The sequence below is a fragment of the Streptomyces sp. NPDC058371 genome (assembly GCF_042723265.1).
Taxonomy (GTDB): domain Bacteria; phylum Actinomycetota; class Actinomycetes; order Streptomycetales; family Streptomycetaceae; genus Streptomyces.
Window position 1 is genome coordinate 140,089 of record NZ_JBHXJC010000010.1, and the last position, 26,268, is coordinate 166,356.

The window sequence follows — 26,268 nt, forward strand, 5'->3', positions numbered from 1 at the left end:
GTGATCTTAGCTTCGTAGGGCTGCGGCGATGGAGCGGCCGACAGCAGTGGCAAGGGGTGGGGGCATGGCATGGCCGATCTGTCGGTAGCGGGACGTCTTGCCACCGGCGAAGATCCATTCCTCAGGGATCGACTGAACCAATGCGGCTTGCTCCACGGTCAACTTGGGCATCTCTCCTCGGGGAAAATCCGCACCCGGGGGCTCGTCGCCGAGGCTGTTGCCATTCACGCCGAGTGCAGCCCACGCACGCTTGCTGCCGGTGGGACCCAAGTCGGCGCCCCCTCTCCGGTCGGAGCCTCCCACGATCGCAGGCGCGACACGGTCGGCATTCTTGACCCACTCCGCCGCGGCCGGCCAACCCCCCGAAGACATCGACGGCCCGAGCACCTGACCGACGGTCGGCGCAGGCCTGTCATCCGGCTCCGGCCACGAGAACCGAGAGAAGTACGGCTCCCGCATGGCGACCAGGAAACTGCTCCTGCGATTCTGCGGCACACCGAAATCGGCGGCGTTCAGAACGTTCCACGTCGTGCTGTACCCGGCCTCCGCGAGTTGGGCTCCCATCCACCCACGGTCAACCTCGAACTCCGGGCTCTCAGCCAGGTCCGGGACGTTCTCCAGAAGCACGGCCTTCGGTTTCACGGCACGCGCCAGCTCGATAGCGGTCCGAAGAACCTTGCGCTCATCAGTGTCCTCGTCGCGCCCCACGGCGGCCATGGACTTGACCCGTGGAAGGCCACCGCTGAGGAGATCTATACCGAAGATGTCCGGGCGTTCACTGAGCGGGAAGTGCATGAGGTCGATGCAAATCGTGTCCCATTCGGGCCTGTTCCGCTCGATCGTGAAGCAGGCGTCGGACTTGCTGTCGATGAGCACCACTGGATCGAACCCTGCTCGCTCCAGGCCGAGCGCCTGGGCGCCGCAGCCCGCACAGATCTCAACGGAGCGGAGCCGATGGACCTCGGCCGGCTCCGGCTCCGGCACAGGTGACGTCTCCTGCGACCCGGCAGAAGGGGAGACGTTGGCCAAAGCGGCGCTCTGCGCCACGCTTCTCCCTGAGCCCTGCGACGCAGGGCGCTGCGCATCGACGGATTCCTCGGCAACCACCCGCAGCTCTTCGTCCAGGGCACGCTCCTCAATGCCGTCAAACAGAACAAAAGGAGCGAGTCGGAGCAACCGCTTCAGGAAGTCGCGAAGCGTCTCACGCTCGTTCAGGCCATGGAGATCGAGGTCCTTCCAAACGCGGAGAATCGCACGGACCATGTGGGGGCTACCGCCGAGTGCGGCACGGCGGGCGTAGATCTGGTCGAACGCTGCCTCGCCAAGGATCTCGAGCGCGCCGTATGGCTCCGGGTCGTCGAAGTCGCGAACGAGCTGAGCCCGCCACCACAAGCGGCCGAAGACGTGCCGGGTGAGGTCGGTTCCGAGGACGCGGTCCCCGGGCGGCTGGGGATAACGCCAGAACGCGACATCCGGGAGAACGACGAGGGCAAAGAAGGCCCAGACGTCCCGAGAGGCCGCTTCGGCGGGCACCATGCCCGTCTCGGCGTGCAGCAGAGCAGCAAGCCGGAGGTCGAATTCGGCGTTGCGCGTACGGTCCGACTCCTCGGGGAAACCCGCCCTCTTGGCGAGGTCGACGACCGCCGCGCGCAACTCCCTGAGTTGGCCGGTGGAAACCCTGTCCCCGCCAGTGGCCACGTACACGGCGGACTCGTGAGAGAAGCCGACTCGACCGGCCAATTCGGCGATCGGCAGCTCCCGGTAGTCCTCGAAGAGTGGTCTGGCCTGCTCTGCGAGCAGTCGAGGGTAGAGGAAACTCATCATGACACCTCGAAGATCTTGACCGCCGCCTGCAGGTCCGACGCGAACAGGGCAGATGACTGTCGTTGACGCAGCCGGATGTCGGTGATCATCTGCCCTGGGAAGAGCCGGTCGAAGAGACTCATCATGGTCGCGCCGAGCGAACCGTCGGGAAAGTCGCTGTCCTCGTTGAAGTCGTCGTTGGCCAGCGCATGCTCAATCATGCTGCGGGCCGCGTCCGCGTAGACCGCGGAGAGGACGATCCTGTCGATCGGTCGGGGCTTGCCTGCGTTTCCGAACGCGGTGGCGGTGACGGCGTTTCGCTCGTTGACGAGCAGGAGCAGCGAGCCCATGGTGGCGCTCTCCAGGCCGCCGCTGATCTGCAGGTGCCATGCGGCGTCGTCCGGGAACGACGTGAGCGAGAAGTCGATCACTGCCATGGGGAACTGGGGGGCGTCGCCCTGCAGTCGCAGTTCCTCCCGATCGCTCCACAGCACTGAGCCTGCGCGACGCGGCGAGGCGGGCCGGGCGTCGGGACGGCGTTCGGCCAGCACAAGGGCGGTGTCGAGCGCGAGCAGTCCCCCGAGGTCCGCGCCTCGCAGGACGATGTCGAACTCCGCGGTGATCGTGCCGTTGTCGGACAGCCGCGCGTGTTCAGCCGGCCCGCTGAGGTTGGAGCCGGTGGCCGTCCACACGACAGCAAGCGTGAGCGGTGCACCGACCGGAAGGCCCGATTGCGAGCGAGCCCGGTCGAGATCGACGCTGACGGTTCTTCGCAGGTGCAGATCCATCTGGTAGTCCCAGTCCGGCAGGGCTTCCGGCATCGGGATCTCGCCATCCTCGGTCACCAACAGCCATGGTTCGGTAGTGACGACGTCCTCGGACGGGACGCGGTACGGGAGAACGCGGCGGGTCACGACTCGTTCACCGCCTCGACCTTGATGCCGATCTCGGTCATGGTGTCCGGGGCCGGCCGTACGAGCGCACGCCACACGGCCTCGCCGCCCTCAATGACACAGTCGCCGATAGGGTGCAGATGACCGTGGGCGTCTTCCCATCCGACGAGCACAGGCATGCTCGCCCCGATCGGTGGGTCGGTCTCGCGCCCGCCCGTTCCAGGGAGGGTGACGGCCAGGTCTATGCGGACTCGCTGCGGACCGTCCACGGGCAGACGGAAGTCCTGGACGAGGAGTTCGTCAACGCCTCGGTCCTCGTAGTACGGCTCCCCCACGTACTGGACACGTGGGCGTCGCCGCGGGGTGCCTCTCTCACCGTTCCTGGTTCCGTACGACTCCTCGTAGGCGCCGGAGTCGCCCGAACCGCCGGCGACGTATTCCTCCTCCCGGCCGGAGGACGCCCCCTTCGCGTCGCGGCGACCCGCTGCCGAACGACGTGAGCTCTCCGCTTGCTTCGAGGCACGCGAGGGAGCGCTGCCCTGCTGGGAATAGGCCGTGGCCCCACCGATGCCCCAGGCCCCACCCACCAGACCGGAAAAGAATGAACTGGCGGCGCCCAACGCGACATTGCTCGCGCCGGAACGAGCTACCCCGGTCAAGGACAGCAAGTCGTTCAACGCCTCACCGATACGTTGGAACGTCGTCCTCACGAAGGTGCTCTGGGGTTTGTCCAATGACTGCGGATGCCAGGCATCGTGAGTCGGCGGCTCGGCCTTCGCGTAAACGTCGTCCATGGCTTCGTCCGCACGGAAGACCCCGGCATAGCCCTGGTTCACGCTCGGCGGCTTCGGCCCTGGGTGATAGGTGACGACGAGTTCCGCGGGCCGCATCAGGCAGACATGGTGCACGAGATCCTCGATGTCGAGCATGCGTGAGGCGCGCGTCGGTTCCAGCGGTGGCATGATGCGCTTCACAAGCCCGAGTCGACCGAGGTTCTGCCTCGGCCTGTGGCATGCCAGCTCGCTGCCGTCCGGTCCCGTCATCGTTTCGTAGGCAGCCACAAACATGTTCAGCGGGCGAGTGCCCCGGGGATCCGGCACAGGGTGATCGACGCCGTCACAGGTGACGGTGAAGCGCATGGCCGGATCCTTGCCCTCCACGGAGATCATTTTCGGCCACAGATGCCATGCCGCGGTCTCGGCCAAGTAGGCGGCAGCTGCGGCCGGTTCGAGCTCATCCAAGTTGGGGTCGATGACGACGATGGTCGTCCCGGTCTCCTCCGGCCCGAACGCCCGAAGCCCCAGGCGCTGGGCAACAGTCTCCGCCTCTGGACCGATCAAGGGTTCGACGACGTCTCCCGAGGTGTCACCCCACCAGTGACGGCCGGTGTATCGGCGCTCTCCGTTGCTCTCCTGGGCCACATAGCTCTTCCACAGGACGCATCCCATGAGCCGCGTCTCGTAACCGCCCTGGGGAGCCAGGCATCGGGAGTGGACGAGTACCGCTCCCGATTTCGACAACAGGTAGAAAATCCCCTTGCCGAATCCGTACGTGCCGCCACCGAGTGCGGTGTCGCGCGGCTCCCCGATATTGCGGATGAAGGAGACGAAGTCGCGTTCAGGACCTACGGCGTCATCGGCCCGTGTCGGACCGCCGAGCCCTCGGGTACCACGGTCGGAAACAGCCAGCACTCGGGCAGGGCCCCGCTTGAGCGTCTCACGCAACGGGAAATGATCCGCGCTCGTGGGCGCGCCGCCGAGGAGAAGCTCGCGCCAGGTACTCGCGTGCGCGGGGCCGACCGTCCACATGTCAATGCGGTAGTCGACCGGACCTGGGAAACTCCCGATGCGAGCGTCCCAGCTGTTCTGGGCGGACTCGCGCACGAGGATGGTGAGCAGGTCGAGTTCCGGGCGTCCGAGTTGGTTGCGGATGCCTTCGGCGGCGCTGGCGCCTTCCGGCGGATAGGGCTGGGAGAACCAACGAGGCTCGGTCACGCGGGCTCCTGAACCAGCTTCTCGATCATCTGCGTCACCTGCGCGGGCTTCATCGGCGCGGGGACCTCACCGGACAGGTCGATGGTGTAGTCGACATCGAGGACGGACACAGGCACACCGGCCGTGGTGAGCGCTTCCCCGGTCAATCCGGGGAAGTTCGCGTCGACTCGGTACCACCGCTCCTCGCCGATCGCGAAACACACGTCCTCATAGAGGTCGGCGTCGGCGAGACGGTAGCCGGCCTTGGCAAGCAGTTCGAGAAGGGCTCCCTCGTCGTCGCACAACCGAAGGGCTTCGTTCACCGAATCCACGAATCGGACACCCACACTGCTCGAGGTGCGGTGCAGTCGGAGCCAGGCCAGGCAGAGAGTTCCACCGGTCGGGGCTTCGAGTTGGTCGAGGCCGTGGATCCGCGGCCGTCGACCCTCGCTGCCGGTGCTCGCCTTCACCTCGACAGCGTTGCTTGCTGCCGCGAAGTCGTGGCGGTAGCCCTGAGGTCCATGCCAGATCCGATGTGCACTCGGGTCCTTGGCGAGAAGACGATTCAGTACAGTCAACTCACCGAAGAGACCGGCGAGTTCCTCCGGACCCAGTGGAAGCCCCTGCGTCCGAAAGAGCGACTTCCAACGGTCGAGCACCCGATACAGCGCCTTGACAGGATTCTCGGGAAGCGCAACCGCCTCCTCCAACACGTCCACGCACAACTCACTGAACAGGTCCGAGAGATCGTTGCGCAGACAAGCCAGATCCGCATAAGTCTGGTAGGTATCAGCACCCTCCAGGGGACGCTTGCGCAGCCGGAGCACCGGCCCGTCCAGGCCGGTGCGAACCTTTATGTGCGTGTGGATCGGCACCAGGAGATGGCGATGCCCCTCGTGGTCGACAGCCACTGCCAGCGGGCCACTGCCGGTGGCGACGGAGAGTTCCGCCACCCGCAGCCGACGCTCCCCCGAAGTCGGCTCGGCCTCCAGCGCGGCCCAGCGCTGCTCGACCAGACTGTGAAGTTCGTCCTCGTTCATACGTCCTCGCCATCGACGAGGCTGTAGTCCACTTCCTCGATCTCGACGGGCACGTTGGACAAGTCCGCAGAGATGTAACTCTCCACGGTGCTGTCGCCGTTCAACGGCTCGGGGAAGACCAGTCCGACGCCGATGACGTGCTCTTCCGCGTCGAGCGCTGCACGGAGCTTCTTCGACGGGCTGGGCTCGGACAACCTGTCGATCGGATACAGGACGAGTAGACCAGCGTCGGGAAGCTGCTTGCGCCGCTCCTCCTTGATCCCTTTCTCGGTCAACTTCCCGGTGTCCCCGGCAAGGTCGACCGCCGCGTCCCTGCGGCTCATCAGTGTCTTGATGTCGGCGAAGTCAGGATCGGGGTTGGGCAGGGCAAGGCGGGCACGGTTGTTCAGCCCGACGGCCACGTGAGGCGCGAAGGTGAAGTCTTCGCCCCTCCCCGCAGGGTTGCCCACGATGGCAACATTCCAGCGGCCCAGCGAACCGGCGCTGGCGACCCGTTTGCGAACGTAGTTGCTGATCAAATCGGCGTCGTTCTCCGGGGACTTCTTGTGGAACTTGTATTTCGACAGGAAGTCGAGCACGAGGTCATGAGGCACATCCCGGAAGACGTAACGCCCCTCCCTCGCGCGCTCCTCCAAACGGTGCGTGTTCGAGACAGCGGCAGCGACAAGCGTGCGTGCGGCGTCGATGTTCCCGCGCAGCCACTCGGCGTTCGTGTGGAAGTAGCGGGTCTGGACGCGCTTGCCGCCGTACGAGGAAGCAGCGACGACGGCGTCGCGCATCTTGGCGGCCGCAGTCACGCGCAGGGCAGGGTGCGTGCGCAGGCGCACGGCGAAGGTGAGCGGGTTCTCGTCCTCGGTCATGTAGATGTCGATGTCGCGGCGCATCTCGGTCTCGACCGTCGCCAGGTGGCGGAACCATTCGGCGAGCTCGTCGGTCATCCAGGTCCTGGGAAGGTCGGCGTACCCGTTGCGGAAGCCGAACCAGCGGCCCATCTGGAGCAAGGTGTCGTACGCCGAGACCGAACGGACGAAGTAACTGACTGACAGCCCTTCGAGGGTGAGTCCTCGAGAGAGAGTGTTGCCGCCCACTGCGATCGCGACGACCGGGCCGTTCTCGTAGTCGAGTCGGTCCTCACTGCTGGAGTTGTCCATGATGACGCGACAGCTGTCGAGCACTCCGGGCAACTGCGGCACCAAATCCTCGAACGGTACTTTCGTCTCGCCGAATTCCTCGGCCGTGACGCGCTCGGTCTCGCTGTCCCACAAGGCACGCAGCCCGGAGAGATAATCGGCGCTCTCCAGCGACTGCGCCGCACGCTTGCGCAAGAACTCCAGAGGTCTCTTGAAGCTGTTGTGGACCGCGGTGTTGACGCTGGTGTGGATCAGCATCGTGTTGTGCGGGTTTCCGGTGCCCCGCATGCGACGCGCCGCGGTGACCAACCAGAAGTACTCGACTGCCCGCCGCAGGGTGTCCGTGATGTACGGCTCGAAGCCTTCGACGTCCGCCCTGGTCCCGGGCCGCACCGCGGGAACGTCCTCCACCGGCACCGAGCGGATCATGTCGTATCCGTCGTCAACCTGCTCCGGGTCCTCACCGTCGAGGGCATAGCGACCGAAGAGGACTTCGGTGCCGAAGTGTCCGGCAGGCTTGGGCAGGTTGACGACGAAGTCCTTGGGGTAAAGGTCCTCGGCACTCGGATCGATCAGCAGGTTGGCGAACGGGGACGCGGTGTAGCCGACGTATGCCGACCTGGGCAGGTGACTCATGATGCTCAGAATCAGCGGGTTGATCGAGTTCGTCGCCACGGTGGCCTGGTCGGCCTCGTCGTCGATGATCAGCGCGGGGCAGTCCTCAAGGTAGGTCGAAGCCTTCTCGAGCCACTTGGAGAGCTTTCGCAGGACCGCCGCGTTCTTCTTCACCACGCACAGCACGTGGGTCTTGTTGCTCTTGCCGAAATAGGAGGCCGGGTTCTCTTGCGGGGTGAAGTCCTTCTCGAGTCCGGTCAGCTGTGACCACAGAGAGGGGTTCGGCTCCACCAGCTGCTGCACGAGACGGGCCTGGGTCTGGCGACGGAGTCCGTTGTGGATGCCGGCCAGCACTATGAAGAGTTTGTAGCCGCGATCCGCCGCCTTCCCCATGACGGAGGTGAAGTTTGTTGTCTTCCCCGACTGCACGTAACCGACCACGAGGCCCCGAGTCGAGAACGACTTCTCCTTGGGATGGTTCAGCAAGGAGACCACACGGGTTGAGGAGTCGTCGAGGCTCCTGATCGCGGGCTTCTCGGGCCAACCGTCCTTGCGCAGCAGAGCCTCGATCGCCGGCCAGCACTTGTCCTTGGCCTGCGGCCCCGTATACCAGGTGTCCCGATGTCCCAGGATCACCGCGTGGGGTTCCTCGAGCTCCTTGATGCGGATCATCTGCTGCTCATGGCGTTCCCGGATCTGCTGCACGATCTCGGGAGCGATGCCGAACACCTCCAACCGCTTGACCGCCTCCGCCGGAGGAAACGAGTCGAGCAGAGCCTTGAACGTGTCGTACATTCCGTCGAGTTCGTCGGTCATGGGAGTCGACCGTTCCCCGTTTCTGTTCGCTGGAGCCAACCGGACTGCCAGGCCTGCCCCTCGCAGATCAGCCCACCCGCGACGCAGACACCTTGACGTGCATCAAGGAGTCACGCCGTGTGCACACAACGTCTACACGATATTGCGTGAAGCAAGTCCTGATACTCCAAATCGTGGTCCCAGCCCGGTACGGAACCTCAGCCGTCGCGAAGCCCATGCGGGAACCCAAGGGCACGACCGGGAACGGAGTGCTCTCAGGTGCGGGCGGCTTGGGTCAAGGGCCGTTCGGCGCCGATCTACGAGACAGAACTTCGGCCCCGATCCGACGGGCAACGGCATCGGCCGCCTCGTGCTCCCAGAACCTCAGCACGACCCAGCCGGCGGCAGTCAGGTGGTCGGTCGTCTCGCGGTCACGCGCAATGTTCCGATCAAGCTTCGACCGCCACCACTCCGCGTTGGCCCGTGGATGCGTGGCGTGCTCGGGGCATCCGTGCCAGTAGCAGCCGTCGAGGAACACGGCGATCCGCAATTTGCTGAAGGCGATGTCCATGCTCCGCCGCGGCATGCCCGGGACGGGATAGTGGACCCGGTACCGCATACCGTCGGCATGCAGCAGGCGGCGTACGGTCCGTTCCGGTTGAGTGTCACGGGACGCCTGCCGACTCATGCGAGCGGAGACGGCCGGAGACGACGCGATCGGTGACATGGCCCAAGTCTCCCGCGCTCCCGTCGCTGCGCAAGCCATGCCCCCGGTGTTCCCAGCAGCGCCGGCGCCAACCGGACAGCGACCCATCACTTGCCGAGTGCATCGTCGGCACGTCACGGTCAGTCGCCGAAACAGCACACGAGTGGGCCCGCCGACAACCAGGCCGGCGAACCCCTCGGCAAGCCCACGAATCATCAAGTGGTGACGATTGGGGCCTCGATCAAGAACGACGTTTCTCCAAGCAGAGCTGCTCGTCAGGCCACGTCCACCTCAGCTTCGTAGTGCATCTGCGCACGGTCGAGGATGTCGTCCGGATCATGGCCGCAGTCGGCGGTCCAGTGGAGTAGGTCGGCGATCAGCTCCACCGCCGACTCCTTCAGGTCCGTCTCTTTCCTGGCGCCGCGGAGGGCAGCTCCGCCTTTGGACTCCCGATAGCTCTCCAGCGCCGCGACAGCCCGCTCGATTCGGCGATAAGCACGGCCCGCGCCGAGCGAGATCTCGCACCAGACCGCTTTGCCCGCCCCCGTCAGGACGGTCCCCCAGTCCACCGCCAGAGCCGCGATTAAGTGCAGGCCACGACCGCACTCCTCATCACAGACTGCACCCCTGAGTGAGGGGAGACGTCGACTCTTGTCATGGACTTCAACGCGTAGTCGCTCGCTTCTCCGCTCAAGGATCAGGGTCGCCGAGACGCCTTCGCCGACATGCTTGACGACATTCGTCGCCAGTTCCGTGACGAGCAGTTCCGCCTCATCCGATGCCGCGGAGATCCCCCACTGACCGAGCTGCGCCGCAGCGGCTCTTCGGAGTAGGCGCACTTCCGCCGGCGCCGCCTCGAAAGGCAGGACACAGCGGAGTCGGGGTTCGGTGAATTCGTAGCCAGGCAAGGCCACTCCTCCCTCCCATGCCACGCGCATGCTGCGCCCGCCGCATCCGTACGGCTGCATTGCGTAGCGGTCTGCGAGCGAGCATGCCAGAGAGAACTCTCACCGTGTAACTTCTCATGAGAATCCATCGAGTGAACCTGGTGGTGGGCCGACTCCCGTACTGCCTAGCCTGATTGGGCTTCCGGGCAGTTGCCCGGTGCACGCGCAGAGGAGCCGTATGTCCGTTCGGACCACCACACGCCGTCGCCAACTGGGTGCGATGATGCGTAAATTGCGTGCCCGCAAAGGACTGACCCTTGAAGAAGCCGGTCGGCTCGTCGGGGTGTCCAAGGCAACGGTCAGCCGGTACGAGACTCAGGCCGGCCCGGTCAAGTGGATCGTCGTCGATGCGCTGTGCCGGGCGTACGCCGCAACTGAAGCTGAACGGACTTCCGTTGTCGGCCTCGCAAAGGATGCCAAGCAGCAGGGCTGGTGGAGTTCCTTTGCCGATTCCATCCCCGAGAGCATGAACTTGCTGCTCACGCTTGAAGACGAGGCCGTACGGGAGGACCACTTCTCATGCGTCTACGTGCCAGGGCTTCTGCAGACCCGCTCCTACAGCACCGCTCTCCAGAAGGCCAACGAAGTCCCCCTGGAATCGACGGAGATCGAGCGGCTCGTCGACATCCGCATGAAGCGGCAGGAGATCCTCACCCGTCCGAAGCCGCCGCGCCTGTGGGCGATCCTCGACGAGTCAGTGATCCGCCGTGTCGTCGGGTCTCCGGCCATCATGAAAGAGCAGTTGGACCGGCTGCTCGAGGCGAACGAGTCTCCTCACATCACACTCCAGATACTGCCGTTCTCCAAGGGGGCTCACAGTGCGGCGCTTGGGAGCTTCGTGACGATCGGTGGCACTGAACCCGCGCTCGACGTCGTGTACGTCGACTTCCACACGGGCTCGCTCTTCCTTGAGAAGGATGAGGAACTGGAGCGATACAGACTTGCGTTCGAGTACCTTCGCGCACAAGCGTTGGACATGGAGGCTTCCTCTTCCCTGATCCATCGCGTCCGCAAGGAGCTATGAATGTCCGTCGCCCCTCAACCCCCCTCTGAACAGGCATGGTTCAAGTCGTCGTACAGCGGCGGAAACGCGACAGAGTGCGTGGAGGCCGCCTTCGTACCGGCTGGTGTGATGGTGCGGGACTCCAAGCGGCCGGAAGGGCCTCGTGTCGGGGTGTCGGCGGGAGCGTGGGCGGACTTCGTAGCCGCGCTGATGGGCTGACTGTCCGAGGAGTTTTGGCGGTCCTTGGTTCCAATGGTGCCGTGGGTCCGCCCGCTTCTGGGGAGTGTCGTGCTTCCGTGGGCCGAGTAAAGGGCGCTCCCTCCGGTCGCGTCGCCTGCGGCGATTTCGCTGCGCTCCACCCTTGACTCGGACCACTCCAACACGTGGGAGAAGCGTGCGTGCGGACCAGGGGTGAGGGGTCCTCGGGTGGGTGTGCGCTTGGGCGGGGTGGAGGGAAGGCCGGGGTTTGCGGGCGCGGTTGCGTCTCGCCTGCACGCCGTGCAGGCTCAGCGGCGAGCGGCCGGCTTGTGGGGCGCGAGTGCATCTCGGTTGCACGCCGGGCGGGTCTGGCGGCATGCGGTCGGTGGAGAGGCCGGGGCCGGGGAGCGGGATTGGTTGCGGATCGGGCTGCGGCCGGCACCCGGCGCTTGCGGTGGATTGCGCCGGGTGCCGGCCGTTGGCGGAGTGGCGTGGCGTGGTCCTCGTCGTGGCGCCGCCTTCGGGTAGCGCCACGAAACCGGGCCTCCTGCGGTCAGGCCGACCGCTTGAGTTCCGCTCGGCCGAACAACAGGGCGTAGCCGTTGGGGAGTTGGCTCAGGATGCGGTCGGTGAGGTCTTCGCCGATCACCTGGGGCAGGATGCTCAGCACCGAGCTGACGTCCCAGCGGGCCGTGGCCGGGGTCGCGCCCGGGATACGCGGGGCGACACTCTCCACGAACTCCGCAGCGGTCGGCTTCCGGGTGGCCGGCACCTGGGAGGCGATCAGGAGTGCCGCCTCTTCGGGGAGCCGGCGCACGAGGTCGACGCGTTCGTCGCCGACCACCAGGGCTCCGAGGGCCGACAGCACGATGCGGGTGACCCGCTCGGCCTCCGCCCCTGTGGCGTACTGGCCGAACCGCCTGACCAGTTCCACCAGTTCGCGCCACCTCGTCGGGCCCGCCGAGGTCAACGGCAGCGCCGACCTGAACGGCGCGGGCGTCATCGTCCTCACCGCAGTCCCGGTCGCGCTCATTCCCGTACCCGTACCTGTACTCGTACTCGTCTTGTTCAGCGTCATCATCGGGTGGTCTCCTCCGTGGTCCGTTTCCGACGGTGGCCGTGGGCCGCCCCGCGGGCCGGCATGCGTGCCCGCGGAGGCGGCGGTGCCGGAGTGTGCGCCGGTCAGCCGTTGAGCTGCTTGGGCTTGCTGCCGCCGGTGATCTGGATGCGGCGGGGCTTGGCCTGCTCGGCCACGGGAATGCGCAGCGTCAGGACCCCGGCGTCGTACGAGGCGTCGATGCGCTCCGTGTCGAGGGTTTCACCGAGGAACAGCTGACGGGTGAATTCTCCCGTGGGGCGCTCGGACACGATCATCTCCGCACCCTCGGGGGCGGGAGAACGGCGCTCGGCGTGCACGTTCAGGACGTTGCGCTCGACGTCCAGGGCGATCGTCTCGGGATCGATGCCAGGGAGGTCGAAGTGGACGACGAAATCGTCACCGGCGCGGTAGGCGTCCATCTGCATCGCGGCCGGGCGGGCGGCGCCGAAGACCTGCTGCGTGAGTCGGTCGAATTCACGGAAGGGATCGGTGCGCATGAGCATCACAGGTCACTCCTTTCAGCTGATGGTGGGTGCGATGCCCCCTACGGCTTCTTATATAGCTCGGGGGAGGAAAATTGACAAGCCTCGACTCAAGCCCGGGGGCGGACGGAATGCGCAGGACCGAATACGCAGCAGGCGCGCGGCAGTGTGTGCACGGATGGGCAATGCGCGGTGAGGGTGCCCGTCGTCCGGGCGACCGGCCGCGTTAGCCTCGGTTCGTTCGACAGACGGAGCAGCAACGGGAGGCAGCGATGGCGAAGGTACCGGCGGCGGCGGTGGCCGCGAGTGGGCTCATCGGCGGGTACGGCGTGGCCCGCTGGACCAGGAAGCGGCCCCTCGGCGGGGCGGTGCTGGCAGTCGCGGGGGCCGCGGCCGCGCAGCAGTGGCGGCAGCAGGCCGGCGGCAAGGCCGCGGGGGCGCTGAGCGTCGCCTACGTCGCCGCCTTCGCCGGGTCCCACCCGCTCGCCAAGAAGGTGGGCGCCTGGCCCGCGGTGTTCGGTGTCGCGGGCGCGGTGGCGCTCGCCTCATGGGTCGTGGCCGACCGCAACGCCTAGCCCCTGGCACCGGCCCGCCACCCCGGCGTCACCGGCACAGGGGAGCCCTCGTCTCCCGGACCGTGGCCGACCGCAACGCCTAGCCCCTGGCACCGGCCCGCCACCCCGGCGTCACCGGCACAGGGGAGCCCTCGTCTCCCGGACCGTGGCCGACCACAACGCCCAGCCCCTGGCACCGGCCCGCCACGCCCCGGGGCACGGGAGCCACCGGAGCCACCGGAGCCACCGGAGCCACCGGCACATTGAGCCCCCGGACCGCCCGGCGTCGGCCACCGTCACCGTCACCGTCCTGATGGTCACCCCGCCGGGGTCGTCCACGACCGGGGCTTAGGATCCCGCTCATGTATGGACAGCACGAGCAGGCGGGGGCCGCACAGGCCTACCTCGCCTCGTTGGAGGGCCGCTTGACGGCCGATGGATGCGCCACCCGATGGGAGGACTGGAGCGGAGTGCCCGTACTCGTGGGGCGTCGGGCCGACTTCCGGATGCGTTGGATGGCGACGAAGCTGCATCTGTTCACCGTGGCCGCGGCCGTTCCGGAGATAACCGTCGCGACCGTCTCGGCCTTCACCGACCAGGTGACGAAGTACGCCAAGGACCACAAGGGCGGTCTGCCGGTCGGCCTGCAGAACGGGATCGGCGCCTTCCCCGTCCTGGTCAGCGATCGGGTCGACCCGGCCGCGGTGCACTGGGCCGAGGAGCAGCAGCGCCTCAAGTTCGCCTGTATGACACGGCCCGTCGTGGTCGACAGCGGCCGCCAGTACGTGGGCATGTACCGCGGGAAGCCTGCGCTCGGCCGGGTCTACGCCTCGCACTTCGTCGAGAAGGGCACGGCGTACTTCTACGGCGCCTGAACCCGCCGAGGCTCGTCCCTCTCCCGGCTCACCCCCGGTGCCCCAGCACGTTCACCACCCGCCCGTTCGGATCCCGTACGAAGAAGCGCCGTACGCCCCACTCCTCGTCACGCAGGTCCCGTACGATCTCCGCGCCCGAGGCGAGCAGTTGGGCGTGGACCGCGTCGACGTCCTCGACCTCCACGCTGAGGTCGGGGACGACCGGGGCGGTCCGCTCCTCGGTGAGGAAGCTGATCTGGGCGGTGGGGTTGGCGGGTGAGGCGAGGGTCATGACCCAGCCCTGGTTCATGACCTCCTCGAAGCCCAGCAGGCCGTAGAAGTCGCGGTTCGCCCCCATCGCCTGCTCGGACTCGACGTGGATGTCCGGAACGATCCTGCGGACGGTCATGGAGAGCAGCTCCTCACACATCACAGACTCGGGCGAGCACGGTCACGGGCACGACGACTCACACGCGTGACACGTACACGTCACACGTCACAGACTCGGGACACGACGAATTCCTCGTACATCAAGTCCCCCAAGTCTGCCCTGAACTGCCGTGCCACCGCCGCCGCGACGAGGACCGCGGCCGCGATCAGGAGCGTGAAGGACGCCCATGCCAGGGGCCACGCCGACGCGAACCCGCCCGCCGGCCCGGGGTGTGTGCGCAGGGAGACGTACATCAGGGCCGCCGGTGGCACCGCCACCACCAGCAGCGGCCAGGCGAGCGCGTCCCGGCGGCCGAAGTAGGCGGCCAGCAGGAGCAGGGCGACGGCGAGCAGCAGGACGCCGACGCCGGTCACCGGGGTCGTCTCCTGTACGGAGTCCGCGCTCTGGACGCGGTTGCGCAGATCCCAGGGGAGGCAGAGGAGGTACGCCGCCGCGGCGAGGGCGGCGCCGAGTGTGCGCGTCAGCCAGCGTTCCGGCCAGGGGCGCGTCCGCAAGGGGCTCAACAGCTTCTCGGTCATGTGTACGAGCCTCCCGCGCGCGGGAGGAGTCCGACAGAGTACGCGTACTCAGACCGGCCGGCCGCCTGCTCACCCTCGCGGCATCACGTCGCCGGCGCCGAGGCCGGCCCCGACGGCTCCGCCACGGACAGCGGTGTGGCGATGTCCTCCAGGGACCGGCGTTCCGCGTTCACCGCGAGGAACGCGGCGACCAGCCCCGCCGCGCACATCAGTCCCGCGCCGATCTGGAAGGCGAGCACCGTGTCGCCGACCACGCCGGACTTGGTGAGGTCCGCGAAGACGAGCGGGCCGCTGATACCGCCGGCGGCGGTGCCGAGCGCGTAGAAGAAGGCGATGGCCATGGCCCGGGTCTCCATCGGGAAGATCTCCGAGACGGTCAGATAGGCGCTGGAGGCGCCCGCCGAGGCGAAGAACAGCACCACGCACCAGCAGGCCGTCAGCGTCGTCGCGTTCAGCGAGCCGCGGTCGAAGAGCCAGGCGGTGCCGAACAGCAGGATGCCGGAGAGCAGATAGGTCGAGGAGATCATGATGCGTCGGCCGACCGTGTCGAAGAGCTTGCCGAGCACCAGCGGGCCGATGAAGTTGCCGGCGGCGATGACGGCGAAGTAGTAGCCGGTGCGGTCGGTGGGCACGTCGAAGAACTTGGTGAGGATGGCGCCGAAGCCGAAGGTGATCGCGTTGTAGAGGAACGCCTGGCCGATGAAGAGCGCGAGGCCGAGCGTGGCCCGCTTCGGGTAGCGCCCGAAGACGGTCTTGGCGATCAGTCCGAAGCCGATGCTCTTGCGCTGCTTGATGGTGATCTCGCGGTCCGGCTGCGGCAGCGTCTCGCCCTTCTCCTGCTCGATCTCGCGCTCCACGGAGGAGACCAGTTCCTCGGCCTCCTCCCCGCGGCCGTGGATGAACTGCCAGCGCGGGCTCTCCGGGACGTGCCGCCTGACCAGCAGGATGACCAGGCCCAGTACGACGCCGAGGGCGAAGGTCAGCCGCCAGCCGAGGTCCTTGGGGAAGATGTCGGTGTTCAGCATCACGACGGACAGCAGGGCACCGCCGATCGCGCCCAGCCAGTAGCTGCCGTTGATGATCAGGTCGACCCGGCCGCGGTACTTGGAGGGGATCAGCTCGTCGATCGCCGAGTTGATGGCCGCGTACTCGCCGCCGATGCCGAAGCCGGTGAGGAAGCGGAAGGTGAAGAACCACCAGGGCGAGAAGGACAGCGCGGTCAGGGCCGTCGCCGCGAGATAGACCACGAGGGTGACCATGAACAGCCTTTTACGGCCGAAGCGGTCGGTCAGCCAGCCGAAGAACAGCGCGCCCGCGCAGGCTCCCGCCACGTACAGGGCCGCCGCGATGCCGGTGACCTGTGCGGAGGAGATGGCCAGTCCGCTGCCCTTCTCGGAGAGGCGGCCGGCGATGTTGCCGACGGTGGTGACTTCCAGGCCGTCCAGGATCCATACGGTGCCCAGGCCGATCACGATCATCCAGTGCCAGCGGGACCACGGCAGCCGGTCGAGGCGGGCCGGTACGGCGGTGGTGACGGTTCCCGTGGCGGCGGGTACAGAGGCCGGCGTGTCGGATGCTGTCATGGCTCCCTCTCCGTTGAGTGACCCGTGGGTGACCTCATCCAGAGTGCCCTGATCCGCGCTTCCCACGCCCGGCGAGCGGCGTGTCCGCACGGCCCCCGGCAGGCGCACGACAGACCGGGACAGCAGCCCGCGGCGCGCGAACGGCGGACCGGGACGGCGGCCCGCGCCAGGCGCGCGACGGACCGGGACAGCAGCCCGCGGCGCGCGAACGGCGGACCGGCCGTTCGGCGGCCGGCCGGAGAAGTCAGGCTCCCAGCGCTCGCGACACCACGTAGATGAGCAGTCCGGCCAGCGAGCCCACCACCGTGCCGTTGATCCGGATGAACTGCAGGTCGCGCCCGATGTGGGCCTCGATCTTCTTCGTCGTGTGCTCGGCGTCCCAGCCCGCGACGGTGTCGGTGATCAGGGAGGTGATCTCCTTGCGGTACGTCGTCACGACGTACACCGCCGCGCCCTCGACCCAGCCGTCGACCTTGTCCTGGAGCTTGGGCTCGGTGGCCATGCGGGCGCCGAGGGACAGCAGCGAGGCCCGCACCCTCAGCCGCAGCTCGCTGCGCTCGTCCTCGGCGGCGGAGACGATCATGGATCGTACGGCCGTCCAGGCGGAGGCGATCAGGTCCTGGACCTCGCCGCGGCCGAGGACCTCTCCCTTGAGGCGCTCCACGCGGGCGCGGGTGTCGGTGTCGGACTGCAGGTCGGTGGCGAAGTCGGTGAGGAAGCGGTCGAGGGCGCCGCGGGCCGGGTGCGAGGGCGCGTCGCGCATCTCGGTGACGAATCGGAGCAGTTCCTTGTAGACGCGCTCGCCGACCCGCTTGTCGACGAACCGCGGGGTCCAGCCAGGGGCGCCGCCCTGTACGGCGTCCATCACGGAGTCCCCGTGCTCGACCAGCCAGTCGTGTGCGCGGACGCAGACCAGGTCGACGACCCGCCGGTGACCGCCGTCGGCGACGATCTTCTCCAGCATCTTCCCGATGCCGGGCGCGACCTCCTGGGCGTCGGCGCGCCGGGTGATGGCCTCCCCGACGACCGCCTGGACGTCGGAGTCGCGCAGGACCGTCAGGGCGCCCCGGAGTGCCGTGGCCAGCTCGGCGGTCACCCGGTCGGCGTGCTCCGGTTCGGCGAGCCAGGCCCCGAGGCGGCTGCCGATGCCGACGGCGCGCAGCCGCTGCCGTACGACGTCCTGGGAGAGGAAGTTCTCGCCGACGAACTCGCCCAGGGAGATGCCCAGCTGGTCCTTCTTGGTGGGGATGATCGCCGTGTGCGGGATCGGCAGGCCGAGCGGGTGGCGGAAGAGGGCGGTGACGGCGAACCAGTCGGCGAGCGCGCCGACCATGCCGGCCTCGGCGGCCGCGGCGACATAGTCGGCCCAGACGCCCGCGCCTTCCTGGGACGCCCACTTGGCCAGCACGTACACGACGGCGACCAGGAGCAGCAGGCCGGTCGCCGTGGTCTTCATCCGGCGGACACCGCGGCGCTTCTCCTCGTCGGCGGGGCTGAAGGAGGTCATGGCGCGGGTCGGGGCCGTCGCGCTGCGCGGGCGGCCGGGCGGGCCGGCGGCCGTCGTCGTGCGGTTCACGGCGGCGTCCGGCCGGGCATGCTGCCCTTCGGGGCCCTCTTCTTCCGGTTTCGTACGTTCCATCCACTCCACCCGTTCGGTGACCTCGTACACATTGTCCCTTCCTGACCGACTCTTGGAACGGAACAGGAGTTCCCGGCGTCTGTCCGGACGGGAGTTCGCCGGGGGACCTCGGGGGTCTTTTCGGTGTTCTTCCTCCCCATGACGCATCATGGGGTCATCACATCGGAGCCTCGGGCTCCCATCGCCCGAGGAGACACACGCCGCATGACCAAGCGTCACGCCGGGGGTGCGGGGGTGTCCCCCGCAAGGCACGGCGCCTTGCTGGCGGCGATCGTTGCCGTGATCGTCGTCTTTTCCGCCGCCATATACATCGGTGCCTCCACTGATGAGGGCGGCGGCCGGACGGACATCGCCGGCGGTCGCACCCCGCACAATCCGGCCGCCCCGGCGTCCACCGGTGCGTGGGTCGGCTCATGGTCGGCCTCCCCGGCCGGCGCCGAACCGGGCACCGAGACGAACGGCATGGCCGGCCGCTCCGTACGCAACGTCGTGCACGCGAGTGTCGGTGGTACGAGTGCCCGCATCACACTGTCCAATCTCTACGGACAGCAGCCGCTCAGCATCACGCACGCCACGCTCGCCGTCGCGATGGCCACGAACAACCCCGCCGCGGCGGCCGACACCATGCGCCGGCTGACCTTCGGCGGCAACGTCTCGGTGATCGTCCCGGCGGGCCGGCAGGTGATCAGCGACGCCGTGCAGATCACGGTCCCGCGGGGCAGCGACATCCTCGTCACCACGTACTCCCCCACCCCGTCGGGCCCGGTCACCTACCACCCGCAGGCACGGCAGATGTCCTACACGGCCGAGGGCGACCGCACGGAGAACGTCAGCGGCACGCCGTACACCGCGCAGACGCCGTACTGGCGCTATCTGACCGCGCTCGACGTGCTGAGCAACGAGTCGGACGGCACGGTCGTCGCGATCGGCGACTCGCTGACCGACGGTGTGACGTCGACCGTGGGCGCCAACAAGCGCTGGACGGACGTGCTTTCGGAGCGGCTGCGGAACGCGGCCGGCTCGCGCGACGTGCCCCGCTACAGCATCGTGAACCAGGGCATCAGCGGCAACCAGGTGCTGGCCGCGGGCCTGGGCCGCCCCGCCGACAACCCGAGCGGCCTGTCCCGCTTCGAGCGCGACGTCCTCAGCCGTACGAACGTCAAGGCCGTCGTCATCGACCTCGGTGTCAACGACATCCTGCGCAACCCGGGCCGGGCCGACGCCGACCGGATCGTCACCGGGCTGCGCACGCTGGTCCAGCAGGCGCACGCGCGCGGGCTGCGCGTCGTCGGCGCCACGCTGATGCCCTTCCAGGGCCACCGCGGCTACCGGAACGACCGTGAGGCGGTGCGCGAGGCCGTCAACGCGCGGATCCGGTCGGGCCAGGTGTACGACGCCGTGGCCGACTTCGACCGGGCACTGCGCGACCCGTACAACCCGCGCCGACTGCGCGCCGACTACGACTCGGGCGACCATCTCCACCCGAGCGACAAGGGCTACCAGCGGATGGCGGACGTGTTCGACCTGGAGAGCCTGAAGGGGGCGGCGCCGGCGGAGCTGTGACGGAGGGTCAGGAGACCCAGGCGGGGCTCAAACCCCGCCGCCGGGTCCCATGATCCGGTCCCGCCGCCCCGCCCCGCCGCCGGGTCCCGCGGTCCAGTCCCGCCGCCTCGTCCCGCCGCCGGGCCCCGCGGCCTAGTCCCGCCGCCGGCGCTCGTCGCGGCGCGACTCCCGGCGTTCCCGGTGCTGTTCGCGGCGCTCCGCGTGCCGCTCCCGGCGCTCCTCGTGCCGCTCGCGCACAAGGTCGCGATGCTCCTCCCGCTCCCCGCCGGCGTCGTTCGCGCCGTCGTCGAGGGCGTCCAGGTCGTCGCGGCCGGACCCGTAGAGCTCCCGGCGGGCGTCCTTGCGCTCCAGCTTCTGCCGGCGGCGCTCCTCCTTCAGGCGCTGGCGTTCGGCGCGGGGCAGCTTGCGCTCGACGCCGACACCGCCCCAGAACGCGAAGCCGGTGACGATCACGCGCGGGGCGCCCGGATCCCCCGGGACGCCGTCCTCACGGTGGTCGAAGCCGCCCATGATGCCGATGCCGCGGACGACGACCTCGACGCCGGGCGGCACCACGATGTTCATCCCGCCCATCACCGCGACGCAGTTGAAGACGACCTCGCGGTCCGCGAAGTTCGCGTCGCGCAGGTCGATGTCCCCGCCGCCCATGAACGAGAAGGAGGTGAAGCGCCGCGGCGCGGTCCAGCGGCCCTTGCGCTCGAACCCCGACAGGATCGCCACACCCCACGAGGACGAGCCCTCGCCACCGACGATCCGCTCGCCCCAACTCCCGCTCTCCGCAGGCGGCTTGACCATCGACACGGGGACGACGGCCGCCGCGCCCGGCAGATCGCGGGTGATCGGCGCCAGCTCCCCGTACGTACGCGCCGCGTACGTGGCCTCAAGCCGCTCCTCGAACTCCGCCATGTCGAGACGGCCCTCGGCGACGGCGTCCCGCAGCTGCTCGGCGACTCGTTCACGATCGGCGTCGGAGGCACGCAGCTCCGGGCTCGGCAGGCCGGAGGCCCGCGGCACCGGCAGCTCGTCGTCGTTTCCCCGGGAAGGCTCGGCGTCGGTCATGAAAGCAGCCTACGAGGTCGCCTTCTCCGCGTACATCTTCGCGATGACCGCCTCGATGTCGGGCTCCCGCACCGACAGATCGACCAGCGGATAGTCCGCCGCGATCCGCGCCACCAGCGGAGCCGCCGATTCCGCGGCCGGGAAGGCGAGCCACTGCCGCGGCCCCTCCACCCTGACCACCCGCGCCGACTCGATCTCGATCGGCGCCAGCTCCCGCTCCAGGTCCACGACCAGGGTCCGCTCGCTCTCCCCCACCTCGTGCAGCCCGGCGAGCGGACCGTCGTACATCAGCCGCCCGTGGTCGATGACCATCACGCGCCGGCACAGCTGCTCGATGTCGGTGAGGTCGTGCGTGGTGAGCAGCACGGTCGTGCCGCGCTCGGCGTTGAGCTCCCGCAGGAACTCCCGGACCTTGGCCTTGGAGACCACGTCGAGGCCGATCGTCGGCTCGTCGAGGTAGAGCACCTCGGGGTCGTGCAGCAGCGCCGCCGCGATGTCGCCGCGCATCCGCTGCCCGAGCGAGAGCTGCCGCACCGGCACGTCCAACAGGGCGTGCAGCTCCAGGAGTTCGACACACCGGTCGAGGTTCGCCCGGTAACGGGCGTCGGGGATGCGGTACATGCGGTGCATCAGCCGGTACGAGTCGATCAGCGGGAGGTCCCACCACAGCGTCGTACGCTGCCCGAAGACGACCCCGATGCGCTGCGCGAGGCGGGTCCGCTCGCGGGACGGGTCGATGCCGGCGACCCGCAGCCGGCCACCGCTCGGGGTGAGGATCCCGGTCAGCATCTTGATGGTGGTCGACTTGCCCGCGCCGTTCGGGCCGATGTAGCCGACCATCTCACCGCGCGGCACGGTGAAGGAGAGACCGTCGACCGCCCGGACCTGCCGCCGCTCGCTGCGCAGGAAGCCGGTCTTCTTGCGCACGTCGAAGACCTTCTCGACGCCGTCGAGCTCGATGAAGGCACCAACCTGGTCTGTTTCCAAGCGAGTTCAGCTCCCCGTACTGCGATAGGAACGAAGTCCCGCCCGCCAGGCCAGCCCCGCGAGCGCGCAGCAGCCGGCGGCCACCAGCGGCGGGGCGAAGGCGGCCCACGTCGGCAGGTCGAGCGGATAGGGCCGCCCCAGCACATACAGCGCGGGCAGCCAGTTGACGAAGGCCAGCGGCAGCACGAAGGTCACCCCGCGCACCAGGTCCTTGGCGAAGACGGTCGGCGGGTACTGCAGGAGCGTGTTGCCGCCGTACGTGAAGGAGTTCTGCACCTCGGAGGCGTCCTGCGCCACGAACTGGAAGGCCCCGCCCGCCACGAACACGGCCCCGAAGATCGCCCCGCCGCTGACCAGCATCAGCGGGATCATCAGCACCTTGAGCGGGCTCCACGCGATGTCGAGCGCGCCGATCGCGTAACCGAGGACGAGCAGGCCCTGGGTGATCCGGCCCAGCCTGCGCAGCGCGAAACGGTCCGCGGCGACCTGCGCGAGCACCGGCGCGGGGCGCACCAGGAGGGTGTCGAGCGTGCCGTCGCGCACCCGCCGGCCCAGCCGGTCCATCGAGCCCAGCACCAGGTCCGCGAGCCCGAACGCGGCGCCCGAGACGCCGTACAGGAAGGCGACTTCGGGCAGGGTGTAGCCGCCGAGCCGGTCGATCCCCGAGAACATCAGCATGATGGCGACGAAGTCGAGCGCGTTCGCCGCGAAGTTGCCGAAGGCGGTCATCAGGAAGGACGCGCGGTAGGCCATCGTGGAGCGGATCCACATGGCGGCGATCATGCGATAGGCGCGCAGTCCGTCGCACACCCGGGCGTACGCCCCCTGCCGCTCGGCCGGCCACCCGGCCACCCGCACCCGCCCGTCCGCCGCGGTCCCACCCACGCCGCCGGGTCCCTCGTATCCGGGCTCGTCCTCGCGTACGGGGCTAGCCACCCTGCACCACCACCCTCCGTGTCGCCACCGACTGCACCAGCCGCCCAGCCGCGAGCAGCGCGAGCGCCCAGGCCGACTGGAAGGCATACGTGCCCAGCGGATCGGCCGTGCCGAGCAGCACGTCCACCGGCGCCTGGATCAGCGACGACCAGGGCAGCGCCCGTACGACCTCGCCGAGCACGCCCGGGAAGACGTTCAGCGGCAGCACCATCCCCGAGCAGAAGAGCCCCGCGATCCACACGATCTGCGCCACGCCCGCCCCGTCGAGGAGCCAGAACGCCGACAGCGCCACCAGATAGCGGATCGAGAAACTGACCAGCACCCCGAGCGCGACCGCGACCAGGAACGCGACCCAGGTCAGCGCGTCGGTAGGCAGCGCGAGGTCGAAGAAGAACGCCCCGAACACCAGCGGCACGACCCCGCGCCCCAGCAGATGGAACAGCGCGCGGCCCGCGTCCTGCGCCAGCCACCACAGCTGAAGGTCGGCGGGCCGGTACAGGTCGATCGCGATGTCACCCGTACGGATGCGCTCGATCAGCTCGTCCTCGAAGCCGCCGCCCATCACGGACACCACCATGAGCAGCGACTGGCCGAGCCACACATAGGTGAGCGCCTGCGCCTGGTCGTAGCCCCCGAGGTGCGGTCTGACGTCCCACAGCGCGATGAAGACGTACGCCATGATCAGCCCGAAGACGGTGTTGGTGAAGACCCCCGCCGCCGTGGCCGCCCGGTAGGTGGCGTGCCGCCGGAACCCGCTCATCGCGACGGCCGCGTACAACCGTCCAGTCCCCACGAGACCGCCCCTTCCGCCGCGTCGGACCAAAGCGCAGGAGCCTAGCCCGCCGGTGACGCCGTGTGCCACGCATTTTTCCCGCAGGACGCGTGCCGAGGTCAGGGAACGGAACGCATGGTGCGACAGTCTTCAAGAGGGGGCGCAGAAGGCGTACGAGGGCGTACGGGAACGTACGACGCGAAACGGGAGTCCGGGCAGACAGATGAGCGACGAGCCGAAGCCGCAGGAGAACAGCCAGGGCTGGGCCCCTCGGGACCCGGAGTCCGCGCACGCTCCGGCACCGGAACCCGGCGCGGCGCCGGGCACGCCCGGCAAGAAGCAGAAGCGCAGGCGCACCGGCTGGCGCCGGCTGCTCCCGACCTGGCGGATGGTGCTCGGCACGTTCATCGGCCTGGTCCTGCTGCTGGTCGGCCTCTTCGCCCTCGGCTACTACCTCGTCCAGATCCCGCCCGCGAACGCCGCGGCGACCAAGCAGAGCAACGTGTACCTGTACGCGGACGGCAGCGAACTCGTCCGCGACGGCGAGGTCAACCGCGAGAACGTGACGCTCGCGCAGATCGCCAAGAACACCCAGCACGCAGTACTCGCCGCCGAGGACCGGGACTTCTACACCGAGTCGGCCGTCGACCCCAAGGCGATGATCCGCGCGGCCTGGAACACCGTCACCGGCAAGGGCAGGCAGTCCGGTTCGACGATCACCCAGCAGTACGTGAAGAACTACTACCTCGGCCAGGAACAGACGGTCACCCGGAAGGTGAAGGAGTTCTTCATCTCCATCAAGCTGGACCGCGAGAAGAGCAAGGACGACATCCTCGAGGGCTACCTCAACACCAGCTACTTCGGCCGCAACGCGTACGGCATCCAGGCCGCCGCGCAGGCGTACTACGGCGTCGACGCACAGGACCTGACGGCCGGCCAGGGCGCGTATCTCGCGGCGCTCCTCAACGCGCCCAGCGAGTACGACGTGATCGCCCACCCCGAGAACAAGTCGGCGGCCCTGGCCCGCTGGAACTACGTGCTCGACGGCATGGTCAAGAAGAAGTGGCTGACCCAGGCCGCGCGGGACAAGGTGAAGTTCCCCGAGCCCAAGCAGACGGTCGTCGCGGCCGGCATGTCCGGGCAGCGCGGCTACCTCCTGAAGGCCGTGAACGACTATCTCGTCGAGAACAAGATCATCGACGAGGCCACTCTCAACGTCGGCGGCTACCGCATCACGACCACCCTGCAGAAGACCAAGCAGGACGACTTCGTGAAGGCCGTCGACGACCAGGTCATGAGCGAACTCGACAAGAAGGACCGCAAGGCCGACAACTACGTCCGCGCGGGCGGCGTCTCCATCGACCCCGCGAGCGGCAAGGTCGTCGCGATGTACGGCGGCATCGACTACACCAAGCAGTACGTCAACAACGCCACCCGCCGCGACTACCAGGTCGGCTCCACCTTCAAGCCCTACGTGTTCACCTCGGCCGTGCAGAACGACTCCGAGACCCAGGACGGCCGCACGATCACGCCGAACACGATCTACGACGGCACCGACAAGCGCCCCGTGCAGGGCTGGAACGGCGGCCCGTACGCACCCGAGAACGAGGACAACGTCTCCTACGGCCCGATCACCGTACGCACCGCCACCGACAAGTCGGTCAACGCCGTGTACGCGCAGATGGCCGTCGACGTCGGCCCCGACAAGGTCAAGCAGACGGCCGTCAGCCTCGGCATCCCGGCGGACACCCCCGACCTGACCGCCACCCCGTCCATCGCCCTCGGCCCGGCCACGGCCAGCGTCCTCGACATGGCCCAGGCCTACGCGACGCTCGCCAACCACGGCAGGCACGGCACGTACACCCTCGTCGAGAAGATCACCAAGGACGGCGCGGAGGACGTCAAACTGCCGGCGCAGAACACCAAGCAGGCCGTCAGCCGCGAAGCCGCCGACACGACGACCGCGATCCTGCAGAGCGTCGTCGAGGGCGGCACCGGTACGGCCGCGCAGGCCGCCGGCCGCCCCGCCGCCGGCAAGACCGGCACCGCCGAGGAGGATCGGGCGGCCTGGTTCGCCGGCTACACCCCCGACCTCGCCACCGTCGTCTCCGTGATGGGCCAGGACCCCGACACCGGCGCACCCAAGTCGCTGTACGGCGCACTCGGCCAGGACCGCATCAACGGCGGCGCCTACCCCGCGCAGATCTGGGCCCAGTACACGAAGGCGGCCCTGAAGGGCAGCCCGGCCAAGGAGTTCGACCTGGAGCTGCAGCCGGGCGCGGAGGAGCAGCAGCCCCCCACCAACGAACCCAGCGACCGGCCCTCCGGCCCGGGCGGCCAGGACAACGGCGGCACGACGACCGACGGCGGAACGACGAACGGCGGCACCACCACCGACGGCGGCACCACGACGGACGGCGGAACGACGAACGGCGGCACCACCACGGACGGCGGCACGACGACCGACGGCGGAACGACCGACGGGGGCACCACCACCGACGGTGGCACGACGACCGACGGCGGCACCACCGACGGAGGCACCACCACCGACGGCGGCGGCACCACAACCGACGGCGGAACGACGGACGGCGGCACCACGGGGACAACCACCGCGGGCCCGCTCAGCCGCCCCACGCACCGGCGCCCGTAGGCCGCGGGCCGGCGGCGG

General features: G+C 68.5%; 23 protein-coding genes. 6 read left to right on the forward strand and 17 right to left on the reverse strand.

Translation table 11 applies throughout. The annotated features are described in order from the left end of the window. Positions 1–6: 6 nt before the first annotated feature. The 7 genes from ACFWM2_RS26825 to ACFWM2_RS26855 all read right to left on the reverse strand — a co-directional run bounded on the left by ACFWM2_RS26825 (position 7) and on the right by ACFWM2_RS26855 (position 9,863). Positions 7–1,824: a DUF6339 family protein gene (locus ACFWM2_RS26825; protein ID WP_383284944.1), complete on the reverse strand. Its 1,818-nt coding sequence runs from the start codon at positions 1,822–1,824 to the stop codon at positions 7–9. Further along, on the reverse strand, positions 1,821–2,717 hold the full coding sequence (locus ACFWM2_RS26830) for a hypothetical protein (protein ID WP_383284947.1): 897 nt from the start codon (positions 2,715–2,717) through the stop codon (positions 1,821–1,823). Before ACFWM2_RS26830 ends, ACFWM2_RS26825 begins: the two co-directional genes overlap by 4 nt. Continuing rightward, positions 2,714–4,690, reverse strand: coding sequence for a hypothetical protein (locus tag ACFWM2_RS26835; protein WP_383284950.1), 1,977 nt, complete (start codon positions 4,688–4,690; stop codon positions 2,714–2,716). Before ACFWM2_RS26835 ends, ACFWM2_RS26830 begins: the two co-directional genes overlap by 4 nt. Then, positions 4,687–5,709, reverse strand: a complete 1,023-nt coding sequence (locus ACFWM2_RS26840) for a PD-(D/E)XK motif protein (protein ID WP_383284953.1) — start codon at positions 5,707–5,709, stop codon at positions 4,687–4,689. Before ACFWM2_RS26840 ends, ACFWM2_RS26835 begins: the two co-directional genes overlap by 4 nt. Beyond that, positions 5,706–8,270 (reverse strand): Z1 domain-containing protein, encoded by a 2,565-nt coding sequence (locus ACFWM2_RS26845; protein ID WP_383284956.1) that lies wholly within the window; start codon positions 8,268–8,270, stop codon positions 5,706–5,708. Before ACFWM2_RS26845 ends, ACFWM2_RS26840 begins: the two co-directional genes overlap by 4 nt. 274 nt (positions 8,271–8,544) lie before the next feature. Continuing rightward, a complete protein-coding gene (locus ACFWM2_RS26850; RefSeq protein WP_383284958.1) occupies positions 8,545–8,976 on the reverse strand; it encodes a very short patch repair endonuclease in 432 nt (143 codons plus the stop codon). A gap of 254 nt (positions 8,977–9,230) precedes the next feature. After that, complete coding sequence (locus tag ACFWM2_RS26855) at positions 9,231–9,863, reverse strand: ATP-binding protein (RefSeq protein WP_383284961.1); 633 nt, start codon at positions 9,861–9,863, stop codon at positions 9,231–9,233. 217 nt (positions 9,864–10,080) lie between these two features. Between ACFWM2_RS26855 and ACFWM2_RS26860 the strand changes: the two genes are divergently transcribed. Next, positions 10,081–10,926, forward strand: a complete 846-nt coding sequence (locus ACFWM2_RS26860) for a helix-turn-helix domain-containing protein (RefSeq protein ID WP_383284964.1) — start codon at positions 10,081–10,083, stop codon at positions 10,924–10,926. Next, positions 10,927–11,124, forward strand: a complete 198-nt coding sequence (locus ACFWM2_RS26865; RefSeq protein WP_383284967.1) for a DUF397 domain-containing protein — start codon at positions 10,927–10,929, stop codon at positions 11,122–11,124. A 532-nt stretch (positions 11,125–11,656) separates the two neighbouring features. Here the strand turns inward: ACFWM2_RS26865 and ACFWM2_RS26870 are convergent. Together ACFWM2_RS26870 and ACFWM2_RS26875 are read right to left on the reverse strand one after the other, a co-directional pair. Continuing rightward, complete coding sequence (locus tag ACFWM2_RS26870) at positions 11,657–12,106, reverse strand: DUF2267 domain-containing protein (protein ID WP_383285356.1); 450 nt, start codon at positions 12,104–12,106, stop codon at positions 11,657–11,659. A 179-nt stretch (positions 12,107–12,285) separates the two neighbouring features. After that, complete coding sequence (locus ACFWM2_RS26875; protein ID WP_383284970.1) at positions 12,286–12,705, reverse strand: Hsp20/alpha crystallin family protein; 420 nt, start codon at positions 12,703–12,705, stop codon at positions 12,286–12,288. 251 nt (positions 12,706–12,956) lie between these two features. Between ACFWM2_RS26875 and ACFWM2_RS26880 the strand changes: the two genes are divergently transcribed. Then, positions 12,957–13,259: a hypothetical protein gene (locus ACFWM2_RS26880; protein WP_383284973.1), complete on the forward strand. Its 303-nt coding sequence runs from the start codon at positions 12,957–12,959 to the stop codon at positions 13,257–13,259. A gap of 341 nt (positions 13,260–13,600) precedes the next feature. Then, positions 13,601–14,113, forward strand: coding sequence for a levansucrase (locus tag ACFWM2_RS26885; RefSeq protein WP_383284976.1), 513 nt, complete (start codon positions 13,601–13,603; stop codon positions 14,111–14,113). A 28-nt stretch (positions 14,114–14,141) separates the two neighbouring features. Here the strand turns inward: ACFWM2_RS26885 and ACFWM2_RS26890 are convergent, their stop codons facing one another. From ACFWM2_RS26890 to ACFWM2_RS26905, 4 genes are all read right to left on the reverse strand, one after another. Beyond that, complete coding sequence (locus ACFWM2_RS26890) at positions 14,142–14,501, reverse strand: VOC family protein (RefSeq protein ID WP_383284979.1); 360 nt, start codon at positions 14,499–14,501, stop codon at positions 14,142–14,144. Between the two features lie 80 nt (positions 14,502–14,581). Then, the gene (locus ACFWM2_RS26895; RefSeq protein WP_383284982.1) at positions 14,582–15,061 is read right to left on the reverse strand and encodes a hypothetical protein; all 480 of its coding nucleotides are present in this window, start codon (positions 15,059–15,061) and stop codon (positions 14,582–14,584) included. Positions 15,062–15,144: 83 nt separating this feature from the next. Beyond that, the gene (locus ACFWM2_RS26900) at positions 15,145–16,644 is read right to left on the reverse strand and encodes an MFS transporter (RefSeq protein ID WP_383284985.1); all 1,500 of its coding nucleotides are present in this window, start codon (positions 16,642–16,644) and stop codon (positions 15,145–15,147) included. A 244-nt stretch (positions 16,645–16,888) separates the two neighbouring features. Continuing rightward, positions 16,889–18,313, reverse strand: a complete 1,425-nt coding sequence (locus tag ACFWM2_RS26905; protein ID WP_383284988.1) for a DUF445 domain-containing protein — start codon at positions 18,311–18,313, stop codon at positions 16,889–16,891. A gap of 174 nt (positions 18,314–18,487) precedes the next feature. Between ACFWM2_RS26905 and ACFWM2_RS26910 the strand changes: the two genes are divergently transcribed. Then, positions 18,488–19,846, forward strand: a complete 1,359-nt coding sequence (locus ACFWM2_RS26910) for an SGNH/GDSL hydrolase family protein (protein WP_383284991.1) — start codon at positions 18,488–18,490, stop codon at positions 19,844–19,846. Positions 19,847–19,978: 132 nt separating this feature from the next. Here ACFWM2_RS26910 and ACFWM2_RS26915 read toward each other — a convergent pair whose 3' ends face one another. From ACFWM2_RS26915 to ACFWM2_RS26930, 4 genes are all read right to left on the reverse strand, one after another. Then, positions 19,979–20,905: a DUF1707 domain-containing protein gene (locus tag ACFWM2_RS26915; RefSeq protein ID WP_383284994.1), complete on the reverse strand. Its 927-nt coding sequence runs from the start codon at positions 20,903–20,905 to the stop codon at positions 19,979–19,981. Positions 20,906–20,914: 9 nt separating this feature from the next. Further along, on the reverse strand, positions 20,915–21,892 hold the full coding sequence (locus ACFWM2_RS26920; protein WP_383284996.1) for an ATP-binding cassette domain-containing protein: 978 nt from the start codon (positions 21,890–21,892) through the stop codon (positions 20,915–20,917). Positions 21,893–21,898: 6 nt separating this feature from the next. Next, a complete protein-coding gene (locus ACFWM2_RS26925; RefSeq protein ID WP_383285359.1) occupies positions 21,899–22,750 on the reverse strand; it encodes an ABC transporter permease in 852 nt (283 codons plus the stop codon). Between the two features lie 70 nt (positions 22,751–22,820). Continuing rightward, positions 22,821–23,588, reverse strand: a complete 768-nt coding sequence (locus tag ACFWM2_RS26930) for an ABC transporter permease (RefSeq protein ID WP_383285362.1) — start codon at positions 23,586–23,588, stop codon at positions 22,821–22,823. Between the two features lie 235 nt (positions 23,589–23,823). On the opposite strand from ACFWM2_RS26930, the gene ACFWM2_RS26935 reads away from it, so the two are divergent. Beyond that, positions 23,824–26,250 (forward strand): transglycosylase domain-containing protein, encoded by a 2,427-nt coding sequence (locus ACFWM2_RS26935; protein ID WP_383284999.1) that lies wholly within the window; start codon positions 23,824–23,826, stop codon positions 26,248–26,250. Positions 26,251–26,268: the final 18 nt, after the last annotated feature.